The sequence below is a fragment of the Muricauda sp. SCSIO 65647 genome, from assembly GCF_021534965.1.
Taxonomy (GTDB): Bacteria; Bacteroidota; Bacteroidia; order Flavobacteriales; family Flavobacteriaceae; genus Flagellimonas_A.
Genome location: NZ_CP091037.1, coordinates 2,487,501 through 2,505,213 on the forward strand (window position 1 = coordinate 2,487,501; position 17,713 = coordinate 2,505,213).

The following is a 17,713-nucleotide window of genomic DNA, read 5'->3' on the forward strand; positions in this document are numbered from 1 at the left end:
ACAACCACTGTGGCAGAAAGGAATACCGCAATCCATACATCGGGCACCTTGATTCTGCAGCTCTTTTTCTTTGAGCGGTTTGGTAAACTCTTTGTAGTGTTTGATACGCTCTTTGACAGGAGCATAAACCTCATCTTGTCGCTCATATTCCATGAATCCGGTAGTCTTTCCCATTGCAATCGATTATAAGGTTTCCAATTGTTCTTTTTCCAATCTGATCAATGCCTGTCTATATTCTTCAGGGAATACCTTGATGAATTTAGAAAGACAGCTTTCCCAATTTTCCAAAATTCGCTGAGCTAACGGGCTCAATGTTGCATTATAGTGGTTTTCAATCAGTTCGCGTAATTCCCTGATATCGTTGTCTTCTTCAACGGCCAGTAAATTCAAGGCTTCGCCATTACAATTCTTTGTAAAGGAGCCATCTTCGTCAAAAACATAGGCGATACCGCCGCTCATGCCTGCACCAAAATTTCGACCGACTTTGCCAAGAATCACGGCAATACCCCCCGTCATGTATTCACAGCCATGGTCTCCGATGCCCTCGACCACAGCCTTTGCCCCAGAATTTCTGACACAAAAACGCTCACCTGCCTTACCGTTGATATAGGCCTCGCCAGAAGTGGCACCATATAGCGTCACGTTGCCGGTTATGATATTTTCCTCAGGGACCAGCGTTGATTTGTCAGGAACTTTGATGATCAATTTGGCACCCGATAGGCCTTTTCCCAAATAATCATTGGTATTGCCGTTTACGATCATGGTAAGGCCTTTTGTGGCAAAAGCCCCAAAACTTTGACCCGCAGACCCTGTGAAATTGAGTTTAAGGGTATTGTGCGGTAAGCCCTCCGCACCATAAATTTTTGAAATCTCATTGCTGATTATGGCACCTACCGCCCTATCGGTATTTTTTATGGGAAACTCCAAGGTTGTCTTTTCTTTTCTGAACAATGCCGGATGTGCCTTGGCGATGATATCAAACTCAATTGAGTTTTCAATACCATGATACTGCTTTTCGTTATTGTAAAACTTGGTGCCCTCGGGCACTTCTACTTTGTAAAGTATGGGGGTCAAGTCAACGCCCGCGGCTTTGTAATGTTCAATGGCCTTTTTTCTATTCAGTTTATGAACCTGTCCGACCATTTCATTAACGGTTCTGAAACCTAATTTGGCCATTATTTCTCGAAGTTCTCGAGCGATGAAGTACATATAGTTGACTACATGTTCTGGCTTGCCCTTGAACTTTTTGCGCAATTCAGGATTTTGGGTCGCAATGCCCACTGGGCAGGTATTCAAGTGACAAACGCGCATCATGATACAACCTGAAGCTACCAATGGTGCAGTGGCAAAACCAAACTCTTCAGCACCTAAAAGACAGGCTATCGCAACATCACGCCCAGTTTTCAATTGGCCATCACATTCCAATACGACCCGATTTCGTAAATCGTTCAATACAAGTGTCTGTTGGGCTTCTGCAATACCGAGTTCCCAAGGTAGGCCCGCATGCTTCAACGAGGTCAATGGAGAGGCTCCCGTACCGCCGTCAAACCCAGAAATCAAAATAACATCTGCCTTGGCTTTAGCAACACCAGCAGCCACGGTACCTACGCCCACTTCTGATACCAATTTCACATTGATCCTGGCATCGCGATTGGCAGATTTCAAATCATAGATAAGTTGTGATAAATCTTCAATCGAATAAATATCGTGGTGTGGGGGTGGTGATATTAACCCAACGTAAGGGGTAGAATTTCTGGTCTTCGCAATAGCGGGGTTTACTTTTGGGCCTGGTAATTGGCCCCCTTCACCGGGCTTGGCTCCCTGCGCCATTTTAATCTGTATTTCTTGGGCGCTGGCGAGGTAATTTGAGGTTACACCAAACCTGCCCGAGGCCACTTGCTTTATGGCACTGTTGCGCCAATCACCAGATTGATTTTTGTAGAATCGCTCAGCATCTTCACCACCTTCACCAGAATTGCTTTTTCCGCCTATTCGGTTCATGGCAATCGCGAGGTTCTCGTGGGCTTCTTTGCTGATGCTTCCGTAAGACATGGCCCCTGTTTTGAAACGCTTCACGATTTCTGTCCATGGTTCGACTTCTTCGATGGGTATTGGGTCAAAATTGGAAAACTCGAACAGCCCGCGTATGGTCATGAGGTTTTTTGATTGCTCATTGACCATCTCAGAGAATTCTTTATAGGTGGCCGGCTCGTTATTTCTGACCGCTTTTTGCAGTGTGGCTACACTCAATGGATTGAACATGTGTTTCTCACCATTGCGCCGCCAACGGTACTCGCCCCCGATTTCAATATCAAGGTTGGCCGCAATGCCTCCATTTTTAAAAGCTTTTTTGTGTCGTCGGGCGATTTCTTTTTCAATTTCATATAGTCCGATTCCCTGTATTCTGGTCGGGGTGTTCGGAAAGTATTTATCGACTACTTTGGTATTTAGGCCTATACATTCAAATAATTGTGCCCCCCTATAGGAGTTCAAGGTAGAAATACCAATTTTGTTCATCACTTTGAGAATACCCTTGCCGATGGCCTTGTTATAGTTTTTGATGGCTTGGTCAAAAGTGTATTCGGTGATGTCATTGTCTTTGATCTGTTGATCGATGATCTCGTTCACCATATACGGGTTGATGGCACTGGCCCCAAAACCGAACAAAAGGGCAAAATGATGTACTTCTCGAGGCTCTGCCGACTCGACAATGATGCTCAATTTTGAACGCTTTTTCAACCTGCTCAGACCACAGTTCACATAAGAACATGCCAACAATGCTGGAATGGGAGCCATTTCTTTGCTGATCATCCGGTCAGAAAGTATGATGATGTTGGCCCCTTCATCCGCTGCTTTTGAGGCTTGGTCTAAAATAGAGTCCAATGCCTCTTCAAGGCCATTGTGGCCTTTTTCGATTTCATAAAGAATGGGGATAGGAACCACTTTGTAATCTGGACTTGAATCATAGTTCTTGATTTTGTCCAGATCCTCTTTGGAAATCACCGGATTTTGAATCTTCAATTTTCGACAGTGGAGTTCATCAACATCAAAAATGTTTTGATCGCTGCCCAAGGTAAGGCTGATATCACAGATCAACTCTTCCCTGATACCATCCAAAGGTGGGTTGGTGACCTGTGCGAACAGTTGCTTGAAATAATTATAGATCAGCTGTGGGCGCTCAGAAAGTACGGCGATAGGAGTATCTGACCCCATAGACCCAATAGGTTCCTTTCCATTTTTGGCCATGGGCAGGATAATGGTGTTGATATCCTCTAATGTATAGCCAAATGCCGAACTACGGGTTTCTAAAGGAAATTCACCAAAAAACAATGGACAATCATTATAGGGAATATCCCTCAGATGTACCAAATTATTTTTTAGCCATTTTTTATAGGGATGTTGCTTGGCGATATGTTCCTTGATCTCCTCATCATTTACAATTCTTCCCTCTTCCATATTGACCAAAAACATCTTGCCGGGCTCCAATCTACCGTGAAATTCTATTTCCTCGGGTTGAAGGTCAACAACACCGGTCTCAGACGACATGATGACATAACCCTTTTTGGTTACAGAATACCTTGAGGGGCGCAGGCCGTTCCTGTCCAAAACCGCACCTATATAATTTCCATCGGTAAATGGAATGGATGCCGGACCGTCCCAAGGCTCCATCAAGCAAGAATTGTACTCATAAAAGGCCTTTTTTGATTCAGACATTTCAGGGTTCTTTTCCCAAGCTTCGGGAACAAGCATCATCATTACTTCAGGTAGCGAACGGCCAGTCATCAAAAGTAGCTCTACGACCATGTCCATACTGGCAGAGTCAGATTTGCCCGGCAGTACAACAGGAAGAATGCTCTTTAATTCATCACCGAACCATTCACTTTTCATGAGCTCTTCCCGCGAGCGCATACGGGCCACATTGCCTCTTAGCGTATTGATCTCTCCATTGTGGCACATATAGCGGAAAGGCTGTGCCAAATCCCAAGTAGGGAAGGTGTTGGTCGAAAAGCGTTGGTGCACCAATGCCAATCGGGTGACCACTCTCGGGTCTAATAGGTCTTCATAGTACCTGCTGATGTCATTGGGCATCAAAAGTCCTTTGAAAATAATGATTTTGGTCGACAGGCTCGGCACATAAAAAAATGCTGACTGCGATAGCTGTGAGTCGATGATGGCGTGCTCGGTCACCTTTCTGGCTATGAAAAGCTTCAGGTTGAACTGAAAATCATCCTCACTATCGCCTTTGGCAACGAAAAGTTGTTTTACAAAAGGCTCGGTCTCGGCCGCTATTTGGCCTGGCACACCTTTATTGACGGGTACATTGCGCCACCCGAGCAATTCAAGGCCTTGCTGTTTGATATTTTCTTCAAATATCTCAATACAGTGGTTTCGTTGGTTTTCTTTCTGTGGAAGGAATACGTTGCTTACGGCGTAATCGCCGGGTTCAGGCAGTTCAAAGGCGCAAACATCACTGAAAAAATCATGGGGTATATCGATCAAAATACCGGCACCGTCACCGGTTTTGCCATCGGCACTGACGGCACCTCTATGCTCTAGTTTGTCAAGAATCTCCAAAGCCTTGTGGATGATATCGTTCGATTTCTCTCCTCTTAGGCTACAGATAAATCCCGCTCCGCAATTGTCATGTTCAAACTCTGGGAGATATAGTCCTTGTCGTTCTGGCTTCATCTTTACGAAATTTCGGGTAAAACATCCTAAATTATAAATAAAAATCAGCCTTTACGAACAAATGAAATGGAATAATCAATGTTTAGATCAAAACATAAAAAAATATATAATTTGAAAATTTCAAAGGAGATATTTTGCCATTTTGGCAATTAGGGTCTCAGGAAATCAGTATTGAAACTTAATCCTTTAAAATAGTTCTAGAAATTACGATTTTCTGAATTTCTGAAGTGCCCTCATATATTTGGGTGATCTTGGCATCCCGCATCATTCGCTCGACATGATAATCTTTTACAAAACCATTGCCGCCGTGTATCTGAACGGCTTCAACCGTGGTTTCCATGGCCACCTCTGAAGCGTATAGTTTGGCCATGGCGCCCGATAGATCATAATTTTCACCCTTGTCTTTATCGCAGGCCGCTTTGTAGACCAAATGGCGGGCGGCTTGAATTTTGGTGTGCATATCGGCCAATTTGAAAGCTATTGCCTGATGGTTGGCAATTTCTGTGCCGAAGGCCTTTCGTTCTTTTGAGTACTTCAGTGACAGTTCATAAGCGCCCGCGGCAATGCCCAATGCTTGGGCCGCGATGCCGATTCTGCCCCCTGCCAAGGTTTTCATCGCAAATTTGAAGCCGAAACCGTCTTCACCGATACGATTCTCTTTCGGCACCTTTACATCGTTGAAGTTCAGAGAGTGGGTGTCGCTTCCACGAATACCCAGTTTGTTTTCTTTTGGACCTATTTCAAAGCCTTCCATTCCTTTTTCCACGATCAGCGCATTAATGCCCTTATGTCCCTTTTCGGCATCGGTCTGTGCAATGACCAAATAGATTTCGGCCGAGTTTCCGTTGGTGATCCAATTTTTGGTGCCGTTCAGTACATAATGGTCTCCTTGGTCGATTGCCGTGGTCTTTTGAGAAGTGGCATCACTACCGGCTTCCGGTTCTGACAGGCAAAAGGCCCCGAGAACTTCTCCTGAGGCCAAACGGGTGAGGTATTTTTCTTTTTGTTCTTCCGTTCCGAAAGTTTCCAATCCCCAACAGACCAAAGAATTGTTGACCGATACGATGACCGATGCGGACGCATCGATCTTTGATAGCTCTTCCATGACCAGTACATATGACAAGGTATCCAGTCCGCTACCCCCATATTTGGGGTCGACCATCATACCCATGAAACCCAATTCCGCCATTTTTTTTACTTGCTCTGTAGGAAATTTTTGTTGATCGTCACGTTCAATGACCCCTGGAAGCAATTCGGTCTGTGAAAAGTCTCGCGCAGCTTGCTGTATCATTAACTGCTCTTCTGAAAAGGTAAAATCCATGATAGTTGTAAAATGAACAAAATAGCAGTGCAAATATACAGTTTCGCTGCGTCATTTTCAGAAAACATCCCTTCAAAATGCGAATTACGCAAACCGCAATTTTGTCAGAAACACTGAACGACTTTAAGAAAAACTTAATTTCTTCATTTCAAAGGGTCGGTTTGTGCTAGAAAAGCTTTTTTGAATATCTTTAGCCTCATACGACATCTTGTATGTTGTTGACGATAAAACCAACTACTATATGGAAACCATTGTTATCATAGTCTTTCTTGCAGGTTATTTAGCCATTACTTTAGAACACAATCTCAAAATCGACAAACTGATTCCCGCTTTGGCCATGATGGCCATTTTGTGGGCAATTATCGCTTTGGCCCATCTTGATGTTTTTGAGGTCAATGCGCAATTAAAAGAGTTGGAGCCTACCCATATCGATGAAATTCTGTTGCACCACTTGGGTAAAACAGCAGAGATATTGGTCTTTCTATTGGGAGCCATGACCATTGTTGAGATCATTGATTATTTTGACGGGTTTGCCACCATAAAGGGCTACATCAAGACGCGTAGCAAGAGAAAACTACTTTGGATATTCTCTATTTTGGCCTTTATACTTTCAGCCATTATCGACAACCTTACGGCCACCATCGTTCTAGTGACCATTTTGCAAAAAGTGATTCGGGATCGAAACACCAGACTTTGGTTTGCGGGACTTATTATTATAAATGCGAATGCGGGGGGTGCATGGTCACCGATTGGTGATGTGACCACCACTATGTTGTGGATAGCCGAAAAAGTAGAGGCGGGCTCATTGGTGACAAGAGTATTGGTGCCCTCGATATTCTGTACCATTGTACCTACTTTGATCGCAAGTAGATTTAAGGTTTTCAGCGGCGAAATAGAAACAGATCTTGAGGGCAGTATTGAGGCACCCAAGTCGAAATTTGGCCCTACCATGCTCTATTTGGGTCTTGGGTCGATTGTTTTCGTGCCTTTCTTCAAAACGATTACGCATTTGCCCCCTTATGTGGGCATGATGCTTTCTTTGGCCATTGTGGCCACTTTTGCCGAGATTTACAGTAACGCAAAGTTCAGTATCAGTTCTGCAATTGATGAGGACCATCACGAATCTGCGCACCATAGTCCTGTGCATACGGCACTAACAAAGATTGAGTTGCCGAGCATTCTATTTTTCTTGGGAATTTTACTGGCAGTGGCGGCATTGGAATCACTCGGATATCTTTTCAACTATGCCGAAAGTCTCAATGAGGCGATACCCCAGACCGATATCGTCGTGATGCTTTTGGGAGTGGGTTCGGCGGTCATCGATAATGTTCCTTTGGTTGCAGCTAGTATGGGTATGTTCTCTGAACCTATGGACCACCCATTATGGCACTTCATTGCCTATTCTGCAGGAACCGGTGGAAGCATGTTGATCATTGGTTCAGCTGCCGGTGTGGTTGCCATGGGTATGGAGAAAATCGATTTCTTCTGGTATCTCAGAAAAATTGCTTGGTTGGCCTTGGCAGGCTTTTTGGCAGGTGCCATTGTATTCATACTGATGCGCGATTTTATGTTCTAGGCATACTTATTTCAAAAAATCTCCGTTATTATTGCAACAAAAATTGGGGATTTTTATGCTATTATTTCAAGATTTGGAAGAAGGGGCTGAGATTGGTGCAACCATTTCAGAAGAGAAAACCCTTTCGGTTATTGACTTGATCGTCAATGGTGGTACTGGTAGTATCGTGATCATTGCAGTACTTTTTGTGCTTTTATTTGTAGCGCTCTACATTTATTTTGAACGGATTTTTGCCATAAAAGCGGCGTCGAGAATCGACAAAAACTTTATGGACCAAATTCGTGACCATGTTACCAGCGGAAAATTGGAAGCTGCCAAACTGCTCTGCGCCCAAACTGATTCGCCCGTGGCCAGACTTACTGAGAAGGGAATCTCAAGAATCGGAAAACCATTGGATGACATCAATGTGGCCATTGAGAATGCTGGTACCCTTGAAGTATATAAGCTCGAAAAGAATGTGAACATTTTGGCCACTGTGGCCGGTGCTGCCCCCATGATCGGGTTTTTGGGCACGGTCATTGGCATGATTTTGGCATTTCACCAAATGGCCAGCAGTGGTGGCCAAGCAGAAATGGGGTTGTTGGCCTCAGGTATCTATACGGCCATGACGACCACTGTGGCAGGTTTGATCGTTGGTATCATCGCTTATATCGGGTACAATCACCTGGTCAACAGAACTGATAAGGTCGTGCACAAGATGGAGGCCAATGCGGTGGAGTTTCTTGATTTGTTGAACGAACCGGTTTAATGACATTGTATGAAACTAAAGGGTAGAAATAAGGTAAGTCCTGAATTTAGTATGTCGTCGATGACAGACATCGTGTTTTTGTTGTTGGTGTTTTTTATGCTGACCTCGAACGCTCCAAACGCCTTGGATCTGCTGCTGCCCAAGGCCAAGGGTAAATCGACCAATACTCAGAACGTGTCGGTCACCATAGATAAAGATCTGAGGTATTTTGTGAACAACGAGCAGATTAACGGAGAATACATTGAAATTGAATTAAAAAAAGCACTTAAGGGCCAAGAAAAGCCTACAATTATCCTGAGGGCAGAAGAAAGTGTTGCCATCAGGGAGGCGGTCAATGTGATGGATATTGCAAACCGCAACAGTTACAAGGTCATCTTGGCCGTGCGGCCAAAATAATGTCGTTTTTAGATACGAGACACAAGAAAAAATCCTTTACCCTTACCACCTTGCTGCTCAGTTTGGTGCTATTGTTGCTTTTTTATATCGGATTGACCTATCTAGATCCACCCATTGAAAACGGCATTGCCGTGAATTTTGGCACGATGGATTTCGGCAGTGGGAATATTCAGCCGAGAGAGAGGGTGCAATCAGAGCCCCGTGACATTCCGAAGCCGCCCAATCCACCAGAAGAGGTACAGGAAGCGGTTGAACAGCCCGTTGAGGAAGAGGTCATCAAAGAAGAAGTGGTTGAAAAAGAGCAGCCCAGCGAAAAATTGATGACACAAGAGTCTGAAGAGTCCATCAAAATAAAACAACAAAGGGAAGCGAAGCGAAAAGCTGAAGAGGCAGCCAAAAAGGCAAAGGCAGAAGCCGAACGAAAAGAAAGGGAGCGGCAACTGGCCGAAGAGCGCAAGCGGCAACAAGAAGAGGCCAAAAAGAAAAAGCTTGACGCCCTTATCGGTGGTATCGGAAAGTCTGATGGCAATGCTTCGGGCAGTGAGGGCGATGACAATAGACCTGGTGACAAGGGCCAACCAGATGGCGACCCTTATGCCACCACTTACTATGGTGCACCTGGCAGTGGAAGTGGAACGGGCGGTTATGGCCTGAGCGGACGGTCATTGGTGAGCAAGGGCAAGGTGCAACAAGAGTGCAATGAAGATGGCAGGGTAGTGGTGCGCATTGTCGTTGACAGAAATGGAAAGGTAATACAGGCCACACCGGGGGTGAAGGGTACGACCAATAATGCACAATGCTTATTGGAACCCGCCAGAAAGACCGCTTTACTTCATAAATGGAATCTAGATTCCAACGCCCCTGCACAACAGATAGGCTTTGTGGTCGTCAACTTCAAATTAGGACAATAGTGACCTATAAGCAGACATTGGATTTCATGTTCGCCCAGCTTCCGATGTATCAGCAAAAAGGGGTTGTTGCACTCAATGCCAAGCTTGATAACATCAAATTGTTCGCCGAAAGGCTAGGTTCTCCAGAAAGAAAGTTCAAGAGCATTCATGTGGCCGGCACCAATGGTAAAGGCTCGAGCAGTCATATGCTGGCTTCGGTCTTGCAAGAAGCGGGGTACGAAGTTGGGCTATATACTTCACCCCATTTGAAAGATTTTAGGGAACGTATCAAAATCAACGGCGAAAGCATTCCCAAAGAAAATGTCCAGTATTTTATCGAGAACCACAAGTCTTTTCTCAAAGAAAACAAGCTCTCTTTCTTTGAAATGACCGTGGGCATGGCCTTTGATTATTTTGCCAATAGAAAAGTTGACATTGCTATTATCGAAGTAGGACTGGGCGGAAGGTTAGACTCAACGAACATCATCGAACCATTGGCTACGTTGATCACCAATATCGGGTTTGATCATATGGATGTATTGGGTGATACGCTAGAAAAAATAGCTTTTGAAAAAGCGGGAACCATCAAAAAAGGTGTGCCTGTGGTCATCAGTGAAACACAAACCGAAACGGAAACTGTTTTTAAAGGGGTAGCCGCACAACACGGTTCAAGAATCATTTTTGCCGATCAAAAGGTTTCGAAACAGTACAAGACCGATTTATTGGGTCATTATCAAAAGAAGAATATGCTCGGTGTGGTCGCTTGTTTAAAAGAGTTGAAAGGCTTTGCCATTTCTGATAAGGATATTGAAAAGGGTTTAAGGCAAGTGGTCAAGAATACCAGACTTTTGGGACGCTGGCAAATTCTTGCCGAAACACCCTATGTGGTATGTGATACAGCCCATAATACTGAAGGTATAAAGAGCGTCTTGGCCCAAATTGCGCATAGTGATTTTGTGAAACTTCACATGGTACTGGGTTTTGTAGATGATAAGCGGTTGGATGCCATTTTGCCACTTTTCCCCAAAAAGGCGACTTATTATTTTGTAAGACCCAATGTACCAAGGGGGTTGGGGGAAAATGAACTTAAGAGCACTGCAGATGGTTTTGGACTGAAGGGCGATGCCTACCGATCGGTCTCCGAAGGTTTTGAAAAGGCTGTTCAAACAGCAGATAAAGATGATTTCGTATTTGTTGGGGGCAGCACCTTTGTAGTGGCCGAAGTGGTCTGATTTTTTGTTCTTTTTCTTGTCGGTAACAAAAAAATCATGCTATATTTGCACTCCATTTTAAAAATGGTATGGGCTCTTGGCTCATCCCGATAGCTATCGGGAGGTACAGAGCAACTGCCTTACAGGTAGGGGTCAGTAACTGTTTGGAAGATGGAATAAGATATAGGGCTCTTAGCTCAGTTGGTTCAGAGCACCTGCCTTACAAGCAGGGGGTCACTGGTTCGAATCCAGTAGGGCCCACATCAGTAACGACAAGGCCTCCGAGAAATCGGGGGCTTTTTTATTTCTGGGTTTTGTCGAATATATGTCGAACTTTTAGAGCTGGAATTTGCCACTGGATAGAGCCAATTGAAAAGAAATTGTGGTTGATAACTTTTAATATTGATAACCATCAATACTGTTTTTCCTTGAAATTAATTTTGAATTATATCAATTAATCGGAGTTTTGCTGGGGATTTCCCATAGGTCCCAAAGAGCATGAAAATTTCTTATAAGACAGAAATGCCTTAAACAGCTAAAAAATTGACAAGGGCTGAATGTGCTCCAACGTGTTCGTGTATGGTTTGTTGCATTTTCACTAAGATAGCAAATAAAGACAGACCTATTGTTCAGAAGCGAAAGAAATTCCGAATAGGAATTTCCGAGCAATGAACTATACACGTTGTTAGGTGCTGTTTTTTATTTTGTTTTCTATTTGTTTGAGTATATCAATGAATTTTTCAAATTGCTCAATATCATTTATTCCTCTTTCAGGTGTTAATACAATTCGGTCAGTCGATTTTTTAGGCATTGTTTCTATGTAAATTCTTTCATCGATTATACTTTCGTTGAATTGTTTATCTGAAGTGATTTGTCTGATTAGTTTTTTATCGCCTCCAAACCAAAATTGTTTTAAAATTTTTTGAGGGATAAACGCTCTTCTTTTTGGAAAAAGAAAATCCAATAGCTTATTCCACAAATCTTTTGGAAAAATATTTAATTCAGTTTGATAGGCTTTATCTAGATAAAGAGTAATCCGAAAAGGTTCAGTTCCATACATTGCGTCACTAACTTCATTTAAATTAATACTGACTTTTGATCCATCAATATTAATAATTCCATTTTTTGGTTGATAAGAATATTTTCCTGAAGGACTATTAAAACTTGCGGCTGGGTTTTCAGAGTATTTTCCGTTATACTTTTTTGTTATTTCCTGAATAATACTCATTCATTTTGAGTTTTCTAAAATTGCACCTAACGGTCTCAGCTATGATTTGTGGCGGTGAAGAAATGCGGAGCATTTCCACCGTGGCAAATCCAGCCGTTGATGGTTTCTAATTTTCAAGTTAACGAATTCCTGTCTGCCGACAGGCAGGCGCAATGAGCTATACACCATGTTAGCTTTAGTTTTTTATTTTTTCTATTTACTGGTACAAGTCCATGCGCTATCAGTATTCGAAAAACATTATTAGGTAATACAGAGGAGCGAATATCGCAATTGCCAATATATAGTTCAGAATTGTTTTTGTCATGTCCAACTTCTGGGCAACTTTTAGTCCTTTGTAAAAAAGGATGAAAGACCAAATAGCTGGCACAATCATTCCAATATTTAAAATGATTGTTAATAATGATAAGAATATGTTTGAGGAAGAAGTTTCTTCTTGAGCTAGTATAACTCTGACGAAAATTAAACTCAAAATAATTATTATGCAGGCTATTATTAATGGAATTGAAGACCATGCAAATACCGCGTATATTTTTTTCAAATTATTTTCTGCTTTGAATATTCGGCCGGTGACTTTGACTAGGTAACCAACAAATAGATTGGAAATTATTCCCCAAATCGAACCAATGACAATAATTCCCAAAATAGCACCCCAAAGCTTACCATTACTGGCAAGATTATATCCTTTTTCCGCTTTAATCAAATAGTAAACTACATAAATTCCATTTACGGCAAATAGAGGCAAAATTTCAATCCATCTAATTTCCCTAGAAAGGATATCATTAAAAGTTTTGGTCGGATTTGTCCAGAGTTTTTGAAGCATTATCAAAATTAAAGCTAACGGTCCCGGCTTTGATTTCGTTGCGCAATTTTCCGCAGGAAATATTCCCGATGTTGAGTAAGCCACATAAAAGTATGAATTTTCAAGTTGGATCATGGGACAGCAATGGATTATAGCTATTGTTGCCCAACGTTTTTTGTATCGCATCCTAGAAACTTGTTTTTTATCTAAAAAGCTGAAATATTCCTCAAGAGGATAAATATATTTGTATGCTTAGCAGGACAATTTTTTTGTTTTAGATATCCAATATATTTTAATGAATGGTTTATTTGATAAAGTTTGCCCGCACACTTCTATGTTTATCAATATTATTGTCGTCTTTTTTAATATTAATGTCTTGTTCTAGTGACAATTCTTCTAGCGAGGTAATGGATGACAATTCCTTTGGTGAGGAGACGGATGACAATTCTTCTAGCGAGGAGACGGATGACAATTCTCCTGATGATGATATGGAAAGAGCTGAATATATTCCGATGACCATTTACAGTGAAAACATTTACAGTGAGTATTCTCAAGTAACTATTTCCGAAGATGGAACAGTAACTACCACCAATCTCAATGATGAGCTTCAGCTGAATTCTGCATCAAACTACTACGAAGTATTGTCTAAGGAACTTCTCACTTTTTATTCCCTAATGGAGGATAACTTGGGAATAAAATAAAAGAATCTTGTTACTGGGGCTATTACAACACTACAGAATTTTTGCCCTTCGGATAGTACAGAAGCACTATGGAATCTTACTAGCAACGGAGATATATTCGCTAGGCTTGGTTGGGATAGAACCGAGAGCGGGCGTTTATACCATCTTGATGTATACAATGAAACAGTTGGACTACCTTGCGATAGAATTGATATTGCTGAAGTATTGAGTGAGAATATCAGTTTTAGAGTGATTGATCTAGAGAGTTATGACAATTATATCTTAGTTAACTATTATGGTGGTGATTCTGGAAAACACTTTTTAACGGTAGTTGATTTGGCTTCTGGAAGTATAGCCCATGAGTTTGTCTTCGATACTAATATTTGGACCGCTTTTATCCTGGAAAATGAAATATACCTAACTACAAACTTTTATGAATTTCAAGTATATGGACTATCTGATTTCGAATTTAAGAGAGATTTTGTATTGCCTGCACAAGCACGTCTTGGCTTTGGGCTAGTCCATCCCAAAATATATCAAAATCAGTTGGTCGTTGAACTGCCAAGAATTCAACCTTCGTCATCTGAGTCAACTCCCGGAATCATCAACATTAACGACGGAAATTTATCTTTCGAACCCAACGACGAGGATTTAGTACTTTTGAATAATGAGGTTCAACGATGGATCGTAGATAATTTGGACTTCGATTTTATACGTTCTTTTGATGATTTTATGATTGATATGAAATCTGAAACTTTTGTCTTTAAATATTTGGTTTCAGACACTTCTGGACTTATTGTTTTTGCAGATTATTCTGGGACCATATTGTCTTATGTTCCCGTACCTGTTAATCCGCAAATAATGATTTTACATTGAAGGTTAAATGATTTTTTGATGGTTTCCCTTGAGCGTGGACTAATCCGTCGGATATTCTATTCGTGAATAGACGGGAAATTACGAACAGGATTGTAAATTATTTGATGCTCCTATTGGAATTTATACCTTTTCCCGTTCTTCCTCGCAGTTGATTAAATGTTGGGTACGTTCTCTATATGGTGCGTATCCCGAAGGGTATGCACTATATATCTTGTTGTAGATAGCTTTTTAATATTTCTTTTCCAAGTACAGCTTTCGTTTGCCGTCTTTCCATATAAAGTATTTGATTCCTTCTAATGAAACTTCTTCTTCAATTACATTATCGGGAGTATTTTTTTCTAAGTTAACAGGGTTGTCCTTGTCAAGGATGCAGAATCCATCTTTTGAAACGAATAGGTATTCACCAATTTTATCTGGAAGTTCCTGATAGTAAACCACTCGCTTCAAAACATAATAGGAAGTACTGCCATTTTTTTCTTCTATCCTAGTTAATTCTTCTTTGATTTTCCTGCCTTGATTAAAATATGTAATTAGATGAATATTGGAAAAATCAGAATAACCAATGGTTTTATATAATGCACCTCCCAGATTATTGTATTTCCATAATCCCACTTTTTTCTGGTCTTTGAATTGTCCTTCAGCATGTTTGGCTTTAAGGTATCCATCTGTGTGATAAGCTTTAAATTCCTCGATACTAAAATCAAAAGGCTCTTTTCTTTCCGTTTTAGGAGTAGAATAATATTTTAAAAGCACTGTCGCAGTCATGCCATACTTATAAAAATTCTCTTCTGAATCTCCTAGGAGTTTGCTTAGAATGTCAAGTTTTAGTTCATTTTCAAAGAGGGATGTTGCATAGAATAACCCTTCATTAATTTCAATATTATCTGAGTCAAGTTGATGCAGTCCTTCAAAATGAATCTTCGATTTTTCAAATTCCTCATCAAAAAAGTATTTCCATCCCTCTTTTATATTATTGGCTGATAGAGATTGAGAACTTGATTGACTGTTAAAGATAAAAATGAAGAATATCGAAATTAAAAATGGTTTCATGTGCTTCGTCATAATTATCTACAACGGTCTCGTGTATGGCTTCGTTGCGGAAAACGTCCAACGGACTTTTCCGTGCTGAATCCAGCCGTTTTGTTTGTTTTAGGGTTTCAAGTTAGTCAGAATCTAGCAATGAATTATGGCCATTGTTAGCAACTGTGAGATATTGTTATTCCCTATTTACGACTTCCTTTGAAATGATCTATTGCAGATACAATTCTCCAATTATCATTAAACTTGTACAAAAAGATATAGTCAATCGCAACAAGTTTATCTCTTTCAAATTCTATTTTGGCACTTGCAGCATCACCTTCAATATCAAGGTAAACAATAGTGTAACTTACTTCAGGTAGACTTAAGCGTTTTTTTCTTTGTTGAATCCATTCATCTCTTGTTTTTTTTGTGAGTAAACTGTCTTTGTGTCCCAATATTATGAAATCCTCATGGATACCTTGTTTTGCTTTCTGAAAATCTTTAGCATCTATTAATCCATGGATATATGAGTCAACAATTACTTCTTCTACTTTCTTTTTATCACTTGATTGTGAAAACAAATTGAATGAGAATAATGATAAGATTATTGTTAAAAGAAATACTTTTTTATTCATATCTGTAATATTTTTTCAGTCCTTATATCTTTATGTTTTTAGTTGTTGCCAACTTGCCTATATAGATGTAAAACACATCCATATACCTACAAAATAGGGATAAAACCGATGAAAACAGTTGTTTTTTATTTTAGAGTTCAAAATCATCGAAGGGATTTTTGATTTTATCTAAACTGGTAGTGCTTATATGAGTGTAAATCATCGTTGTTTTTGGACTGTTATGCCCTAGTTCTTGAATAAAGGGCAAGTCAGTGCCGTTCTCCAACAAATGTGTGGCGTGGCTGTGCCTTAGCACATGTAACGTTATGGTTTTCTGGATTCCTGCCTTTACCAATGAACGCTTTAAGACCTGTCTTGCACTTACATCGGTGTATTTTCCTTCCTTTTGTTCTTCAAAAATAAATAGGCCAGGTTTATATGCTTCTAAATATTGCTTCAGTAGAGCAACCATTTGTACCGGTATGGGCACATATCTGTCTTTTGCCCCCTTAGCGGATTTGATGTGCATAAAGCGTCTTTCAAGATCAATGTCTTTTGGCTGAAGTTTAAGTGCCTCTCCAATTCTTGGCCCACAAGCATACAATAAACTAAGTAGGGTTTTATGCTTGAGGTTTGGGTGTTTTCTAAAATAAGCCTTACTTCATTTATGCTCAATACCGCAGTACAAAATTGAGTTTTAACAAGTAAAATCCCATCGGGGTTTATTTCTTTACCTGTAAATCCTTATCGGGAAAACCTATACTCCTCTCATTTCTTGTTAATTATATGCTAATCAATCAAAAACGCATGACAGAAATGAAAAAGTTTTTAAAAATTCTGGCCAAAAAATACCTTTCTGAACATGAACAGGAACAAGGGCGGGTATACAATGAAAAGTATAGAAAATCAGGGCTGACCCTTGAACAGGCCATTTCAATCAAGAATCAAATTGATATCGCTTTTAAAAGTGACCGATTATATCGTGATAATGACCTAGGGTTATTGGAGCTAGCAGATTATATTGGTCATGACAGGTACAAAGTATCAGAGGTAATCAACAAATATTACTCGATGAACTTTTATGCCTTACTTAATTCTTATAGAATCAATGAGGCAAAAGAACTACTGGTGACCAAACCATTTTCAAGCGTTAAATCTGTTATGTATGAAGTTGGTTTTAACAGCAAGAACAGTTTTTATAATGCATTCAAAAAAGATACGGGTCTAAGCCCCAATAGTTATAGAAATCTGCGGGCATATACCGATAGTACTCCTCGGCAACAACTTCAATTTCACTAAACGCCGGCTATATATTAAACGGAATGTTTTTTCTTCTGGTACCGCTTTTAAAACCTTTAAAAGCTGGGCCCCATTTATTAATTGAGTAAGATAAATTATTGTTTGTCCGCAGCTGTTTCTTCTTAATGACTGGGACGCCCATATGACCACGAATACTTACCTGTCTTCTTAAAGATATCATAATTTTAAGAGCAATTTCTTCCTAGTTGAAAAAGGTCTGTGAATCAATACTTTAGCTATTCAGCTCAAAAAAAAGCCGGAAATACCTTCCCTTAGAAATGTTAAAAAGAGTAGTTGCCGATGGGCAAAACACTCTTTCTTGTACTCCCCGTTTTAAAAGTACTTTTCCTAATCCGGCCTTTGATT

15 protein-coding genes, 1 tRNA gene and 1 pseudogene (1 of these 17 running past the window's edge) are annotated in these 17,713 nt (G+C 40.7%); 9 read left to right on the plus strand and 8 right to left on the minus strand.

The genetic code is table 11. The features are described from left to right. The 3 genes from L0P89_RS10950 to L0P89_RS10960 form a co-directional block, all read right to left on the minus strand. Positions 1-174, minus strand: partial view of a glutamate synthase subunit beta gene (locus tag L0P89_RS10950; RefSeq protein WP_235265141.1) — the start only. Its footprint begins 1,293 nt before the window's first position; 174 of the gene's 1,467 nt are visible here — the first part of the coding sequence; the start codon lies at positions 172-174; the stop codon falls past the left edge of the window. Positions 175-183: 9 nt separating this feature from the next. Further along, the gene (gltB, locus tag L0P89_RS10955; RefSeq protein ID WP_235265142.1) at positions 184-4,689 is read right to left on the minus strand and encodes a glutamate synthase large subunit; all 4,506 of its coding nucleotides are present in this window, start codon (positions 4,687-4,689) and stop codon (positions 184-186) included. Between the two features lie 178 nt (positions 4,690-4,867). Continuing rightward, positions 4,868-6,010: an acyl-CoA dehydrogenase gene (locus tag L0P89_RS10960; RefSeq protein WP_235265143.1), complete on the minus strand. Its 1,143-nt coding sequence runs from the start codon at positions 6,008-6,010 to the stop codon at positions 4,868-4,870. Positions 6,011-6,251: 241 nt separating this feature from the next. Between L0P89_RS10960 and nhaD the strand changes: the two genes are divergently transcribed. From nhaD to L0P89_RS10990, 6 genes are all read left to right on the plus strand, one after another. Next, on the plus strand, positions 6,252-7,586 hold the full coding sequence (gene nhaD / locus L0P89_RS10965) for a sodium:proton antiporter NhaD (RefSeq protein WP_235265144.1): 1,335 nt from the start codon (positions 6,252-6,254) through the stop codon (positions 7,584-7,586). Between the two features lie 55 nt (positions 7,587-7,641). Beyond that, on the plus strand, positions 7,642-8,334 hold the full coding sequence (locus tag L0P89_RS10970; RefSeq protein WP_235265145.1) for a MotA/TolQ/ExbB proton channel family protein: 693 nt from the start codon (positions 7,642-7,644) through the stop codon (positions 8,332-8,334). A gap of 9 nt (positions 8,335-8,343) precedes the next feature. Next, entirely contained in the window at positions 8,344-8,730 is a 387-nt protein-coding gene (locus tag L0P89_RS10975) for an ExbD/TolR family protein (RefSeq protein WP_235265146.1), read from the plus strand. Further along, the gene (locus L0P89_RS10980) at positions 8,730-9,641 is read left to right on the plus strand and encodes an energy transducer TonB (RefSeq protein ID WP_235265147.1); all 912 of its coding nucleotides are present in this window, start codon (positions 8,730-8,732) and stop codon (positions 9,639-9,641) included. Before L0P89_RS10975 ends, L0P89_RS10980 begins: the two co-directional genes overlap by 1 nt. Then, positions 9,641-10,852: a bifunctional folylpolyglutamate synthase/dihydrofolate synthase gene (locus L0P89_RS10985; RefSeq protein ID WP_235265148.1), complete on the plus strand. Its 1,212-nt coding sequence runs from the start codon at positions 9,641-9,643 to the stop codon at positions 10,850-10,852. The genes L0P89_RS10980 and L0P89_RS10985 overlap by 1 nt, the downstream gene beginning before the upstream one ends. Positions 10,853-11,017: 165 nt before the next feature. Continuing rightward, positions 11,018-11,092 (plus strand) — tRNA-Val (locus L0P89_RS10990). 424 nt (positions 11,093-11,516) lie between these two features. On the opposite strand, the gene L0P89_RS10995 is transcribed toward L0P89_RS10990, so the two are convergent. Next, positions 11,517-12,059 (minus strand): hypothetical protein, encoded by a 543-nt coding sequence (locus L0P89_RS10995; RefSeq protein WP_235265149.1) that lies wholly within the window; start codon positions 12,057-12,059, stop codon positions 11,517-11,519. A 220-nt stretch (positions 12,060-12,279) separates the two neighbouring features. Then, the gene (locus L0P89_RS11000; protein ID WP_235265150.1) at positions 12,280-12,993 is read right to left on the minus strand and encodes a YIP1 family protein; all 714 of its coding nucleotides are present in this window, start codon (positions 12,991-12,993) and stop codon (positions 12,280-12,282) included. A 236-nt stretch (positions 12,994-13,229) separates the two neighbouring features. Here L0P89_RS11000 and L0P89_RS11005 point away from each other — a divergent pair, with 236 nt between their 5' ends. Further along, the gene (locus L0P89_RS11005; protein ID WP_235265151.1) at positions 13,230-13,559 is read left to right on the plus strand and encodes a hypothetical protein; all 330 of its coding nucleotides are present in this window, start codon (positions 13,230-13,232) and stop codon (positions 13,557-13,559) included. A gap of 204 nt (positions 13,560-13,763) precedes the next feature. Beyond that, positions 13,764-14,414, plus strand: a complete 651-nt coding sequence (locus L0P89_RS11010) for a hypothetical protein (protein ID WP_235265152.1) — start codon at positions 13,764-13,766, stop codon at positions 14,412-14,414. A 228-nt stretch (positions 14,415-14,642) separates the two neighbouring features. Here the strand turns inward: L0P89_RS11010 and L0P89_RS11015 are convergent, their stop codons facing one another. From L0P89_RS11015 to L0P89_RS11025, 3 genes and pseudogenes are all read right to left on the minus strand, one after another. Then, positions 14,643-15,464 (minus strand): hypothetical protein, encoded by an 822-nt coding sequence (locus L0P89_RS11015; protein WP_235265153.1) that lies wholly within the window; start codon positions 15,462-15,464, stop codon positions 14,643-14,645. Between the two features lie 173 nt (positions 15,465-15,637). Beyond that, positions 15,638-16,069 carry a nuclear transport factor 2 family protein gene (locus tag L0P89_RS11020; protein ID WP_235265154.1) on the minus strand — a complete coding sequence of 144 codons (432 nt, stop codon included), beginning with the start codon at positions 16,067-16,069 and terminating at the stop codon, positions 15,638-15,640. A gap of 130 nt (positions 16,070-16,199) precedes the next feature. Beyond that, a pseudogene (locus tag L0P89_RS11025) lies at positions 16,200-16,667 on the minus strand (tyrosine-type recombinase/integrase); the annotation flags it as partial. A 197-nt stretch (positions 16,668-16,864) separates the two neighbouring features. On the opposite strand from L0P89_RS11025, the gene L0P89_RS11030 reads away from it, so the two are divergent. Next, positions 16,865-17,347, plus strand: coding sequence for a helix-turn-helix domain-containing protein (locus L0P89_RS11030; protein ID WP_235265156.1), 483 nt, complete (start codon positions 16,865-16,867; stop codon positions 17,345-17,347). The last annotated feature ends 366 nt before the right edge of the window (positions 17,348-17,713 follow it).

What these genes read in the sequence shown, in the direction of transcription:
- gltB (WP_235265142.1), bottom strand. Translation starts at nt 4,689, where the DNA reads ATGAAGCCAGAACGACAAGGACTATATCTCCCAGAGTTTGAACATGAC.
- L0P89_RS10960 (WP_235265143.1), bottom strand. Translation starts at nt 6,010, where the DNA reads ATGGATTTTACCTTTTCAGAAGAGCAGTTAATGATACAGCAAGCTGCG.
- nhaD (WP_235265144.1), top strand. Translation starts at nt 6,252, where the DNA reads ATGGAAACCATTGTTATCATAGTCTTTCTTGCAGGTTATTTAGCCATT.
- L0P89_RS10970 (WP_235265145.1), top strand. Translation starts at nt 7,642, where the DNA reads ATGCTATTATTTCAAGATTTGGAAGAAGGGGCTGAGATTGGTGCAACC.
- L0P89_RS10975 (WP_235265146.1), top strand. Translation starts at nt 8,344, where the DNA reads ATGAAACTAAAGGGTAGAAATAAGGTAAGTCCTGAATTTAGTATGTCG.
- L0P89_RS10980 (WP_235265147.1), top strand. Translation starts at nt 8,730, where the DNA reads ATGTCGTTTTTAGATACGAGACACAAGAAAAAATCCTTTACCCTTACC.
- L0P89_RS10995 (WP_235265149.1), bottom strand. Translation starts at nt 12,059, where the DNA reads ATGAGTATTATTCAGGAAATAACAAAAAAGTATAACGGAAAATACTCT.
- L0P89_RS11000 (WP_235265150.1), bottom strand. Translation starts at nt 12,993, where the DNA reads ATGATCCAACTTGAAAATTCATACTTTTATGTGGCTTACTCAACATCG.
- L0P89_RS11005 (WP_235265151.1), top strand. Translation starts at nt 13,230, where the DNA reads ATGTCTTGTTCTAGTGACAATTCTTCTAGCGAGGTAATGGATGACAAT.
- L0P89_RS11015 (WP_235265153.1), bottom strand. Translation starts at nt 15,464, where the DNA reads ATGAAACCATTTTTAATTTCGATATTCTTCATTTTTATCTTTAACAGT.
- L0P89_RS11020 (WP_235265154.1), bottom strand. Translation starts at nt 16,069, where the DNA reads ATGAATAAAAAAGTATTTCTTTTAACAATAATCTTATCATTATTCTCA.
- L0P89_RS11030 (WP_235265156.1), top strand. Translation starts at nt 16,865, where the DNA reads ATGAAAAAGTTTTTAAAAATTCTGGCCAAAAAATACCTTTCTGAACAT.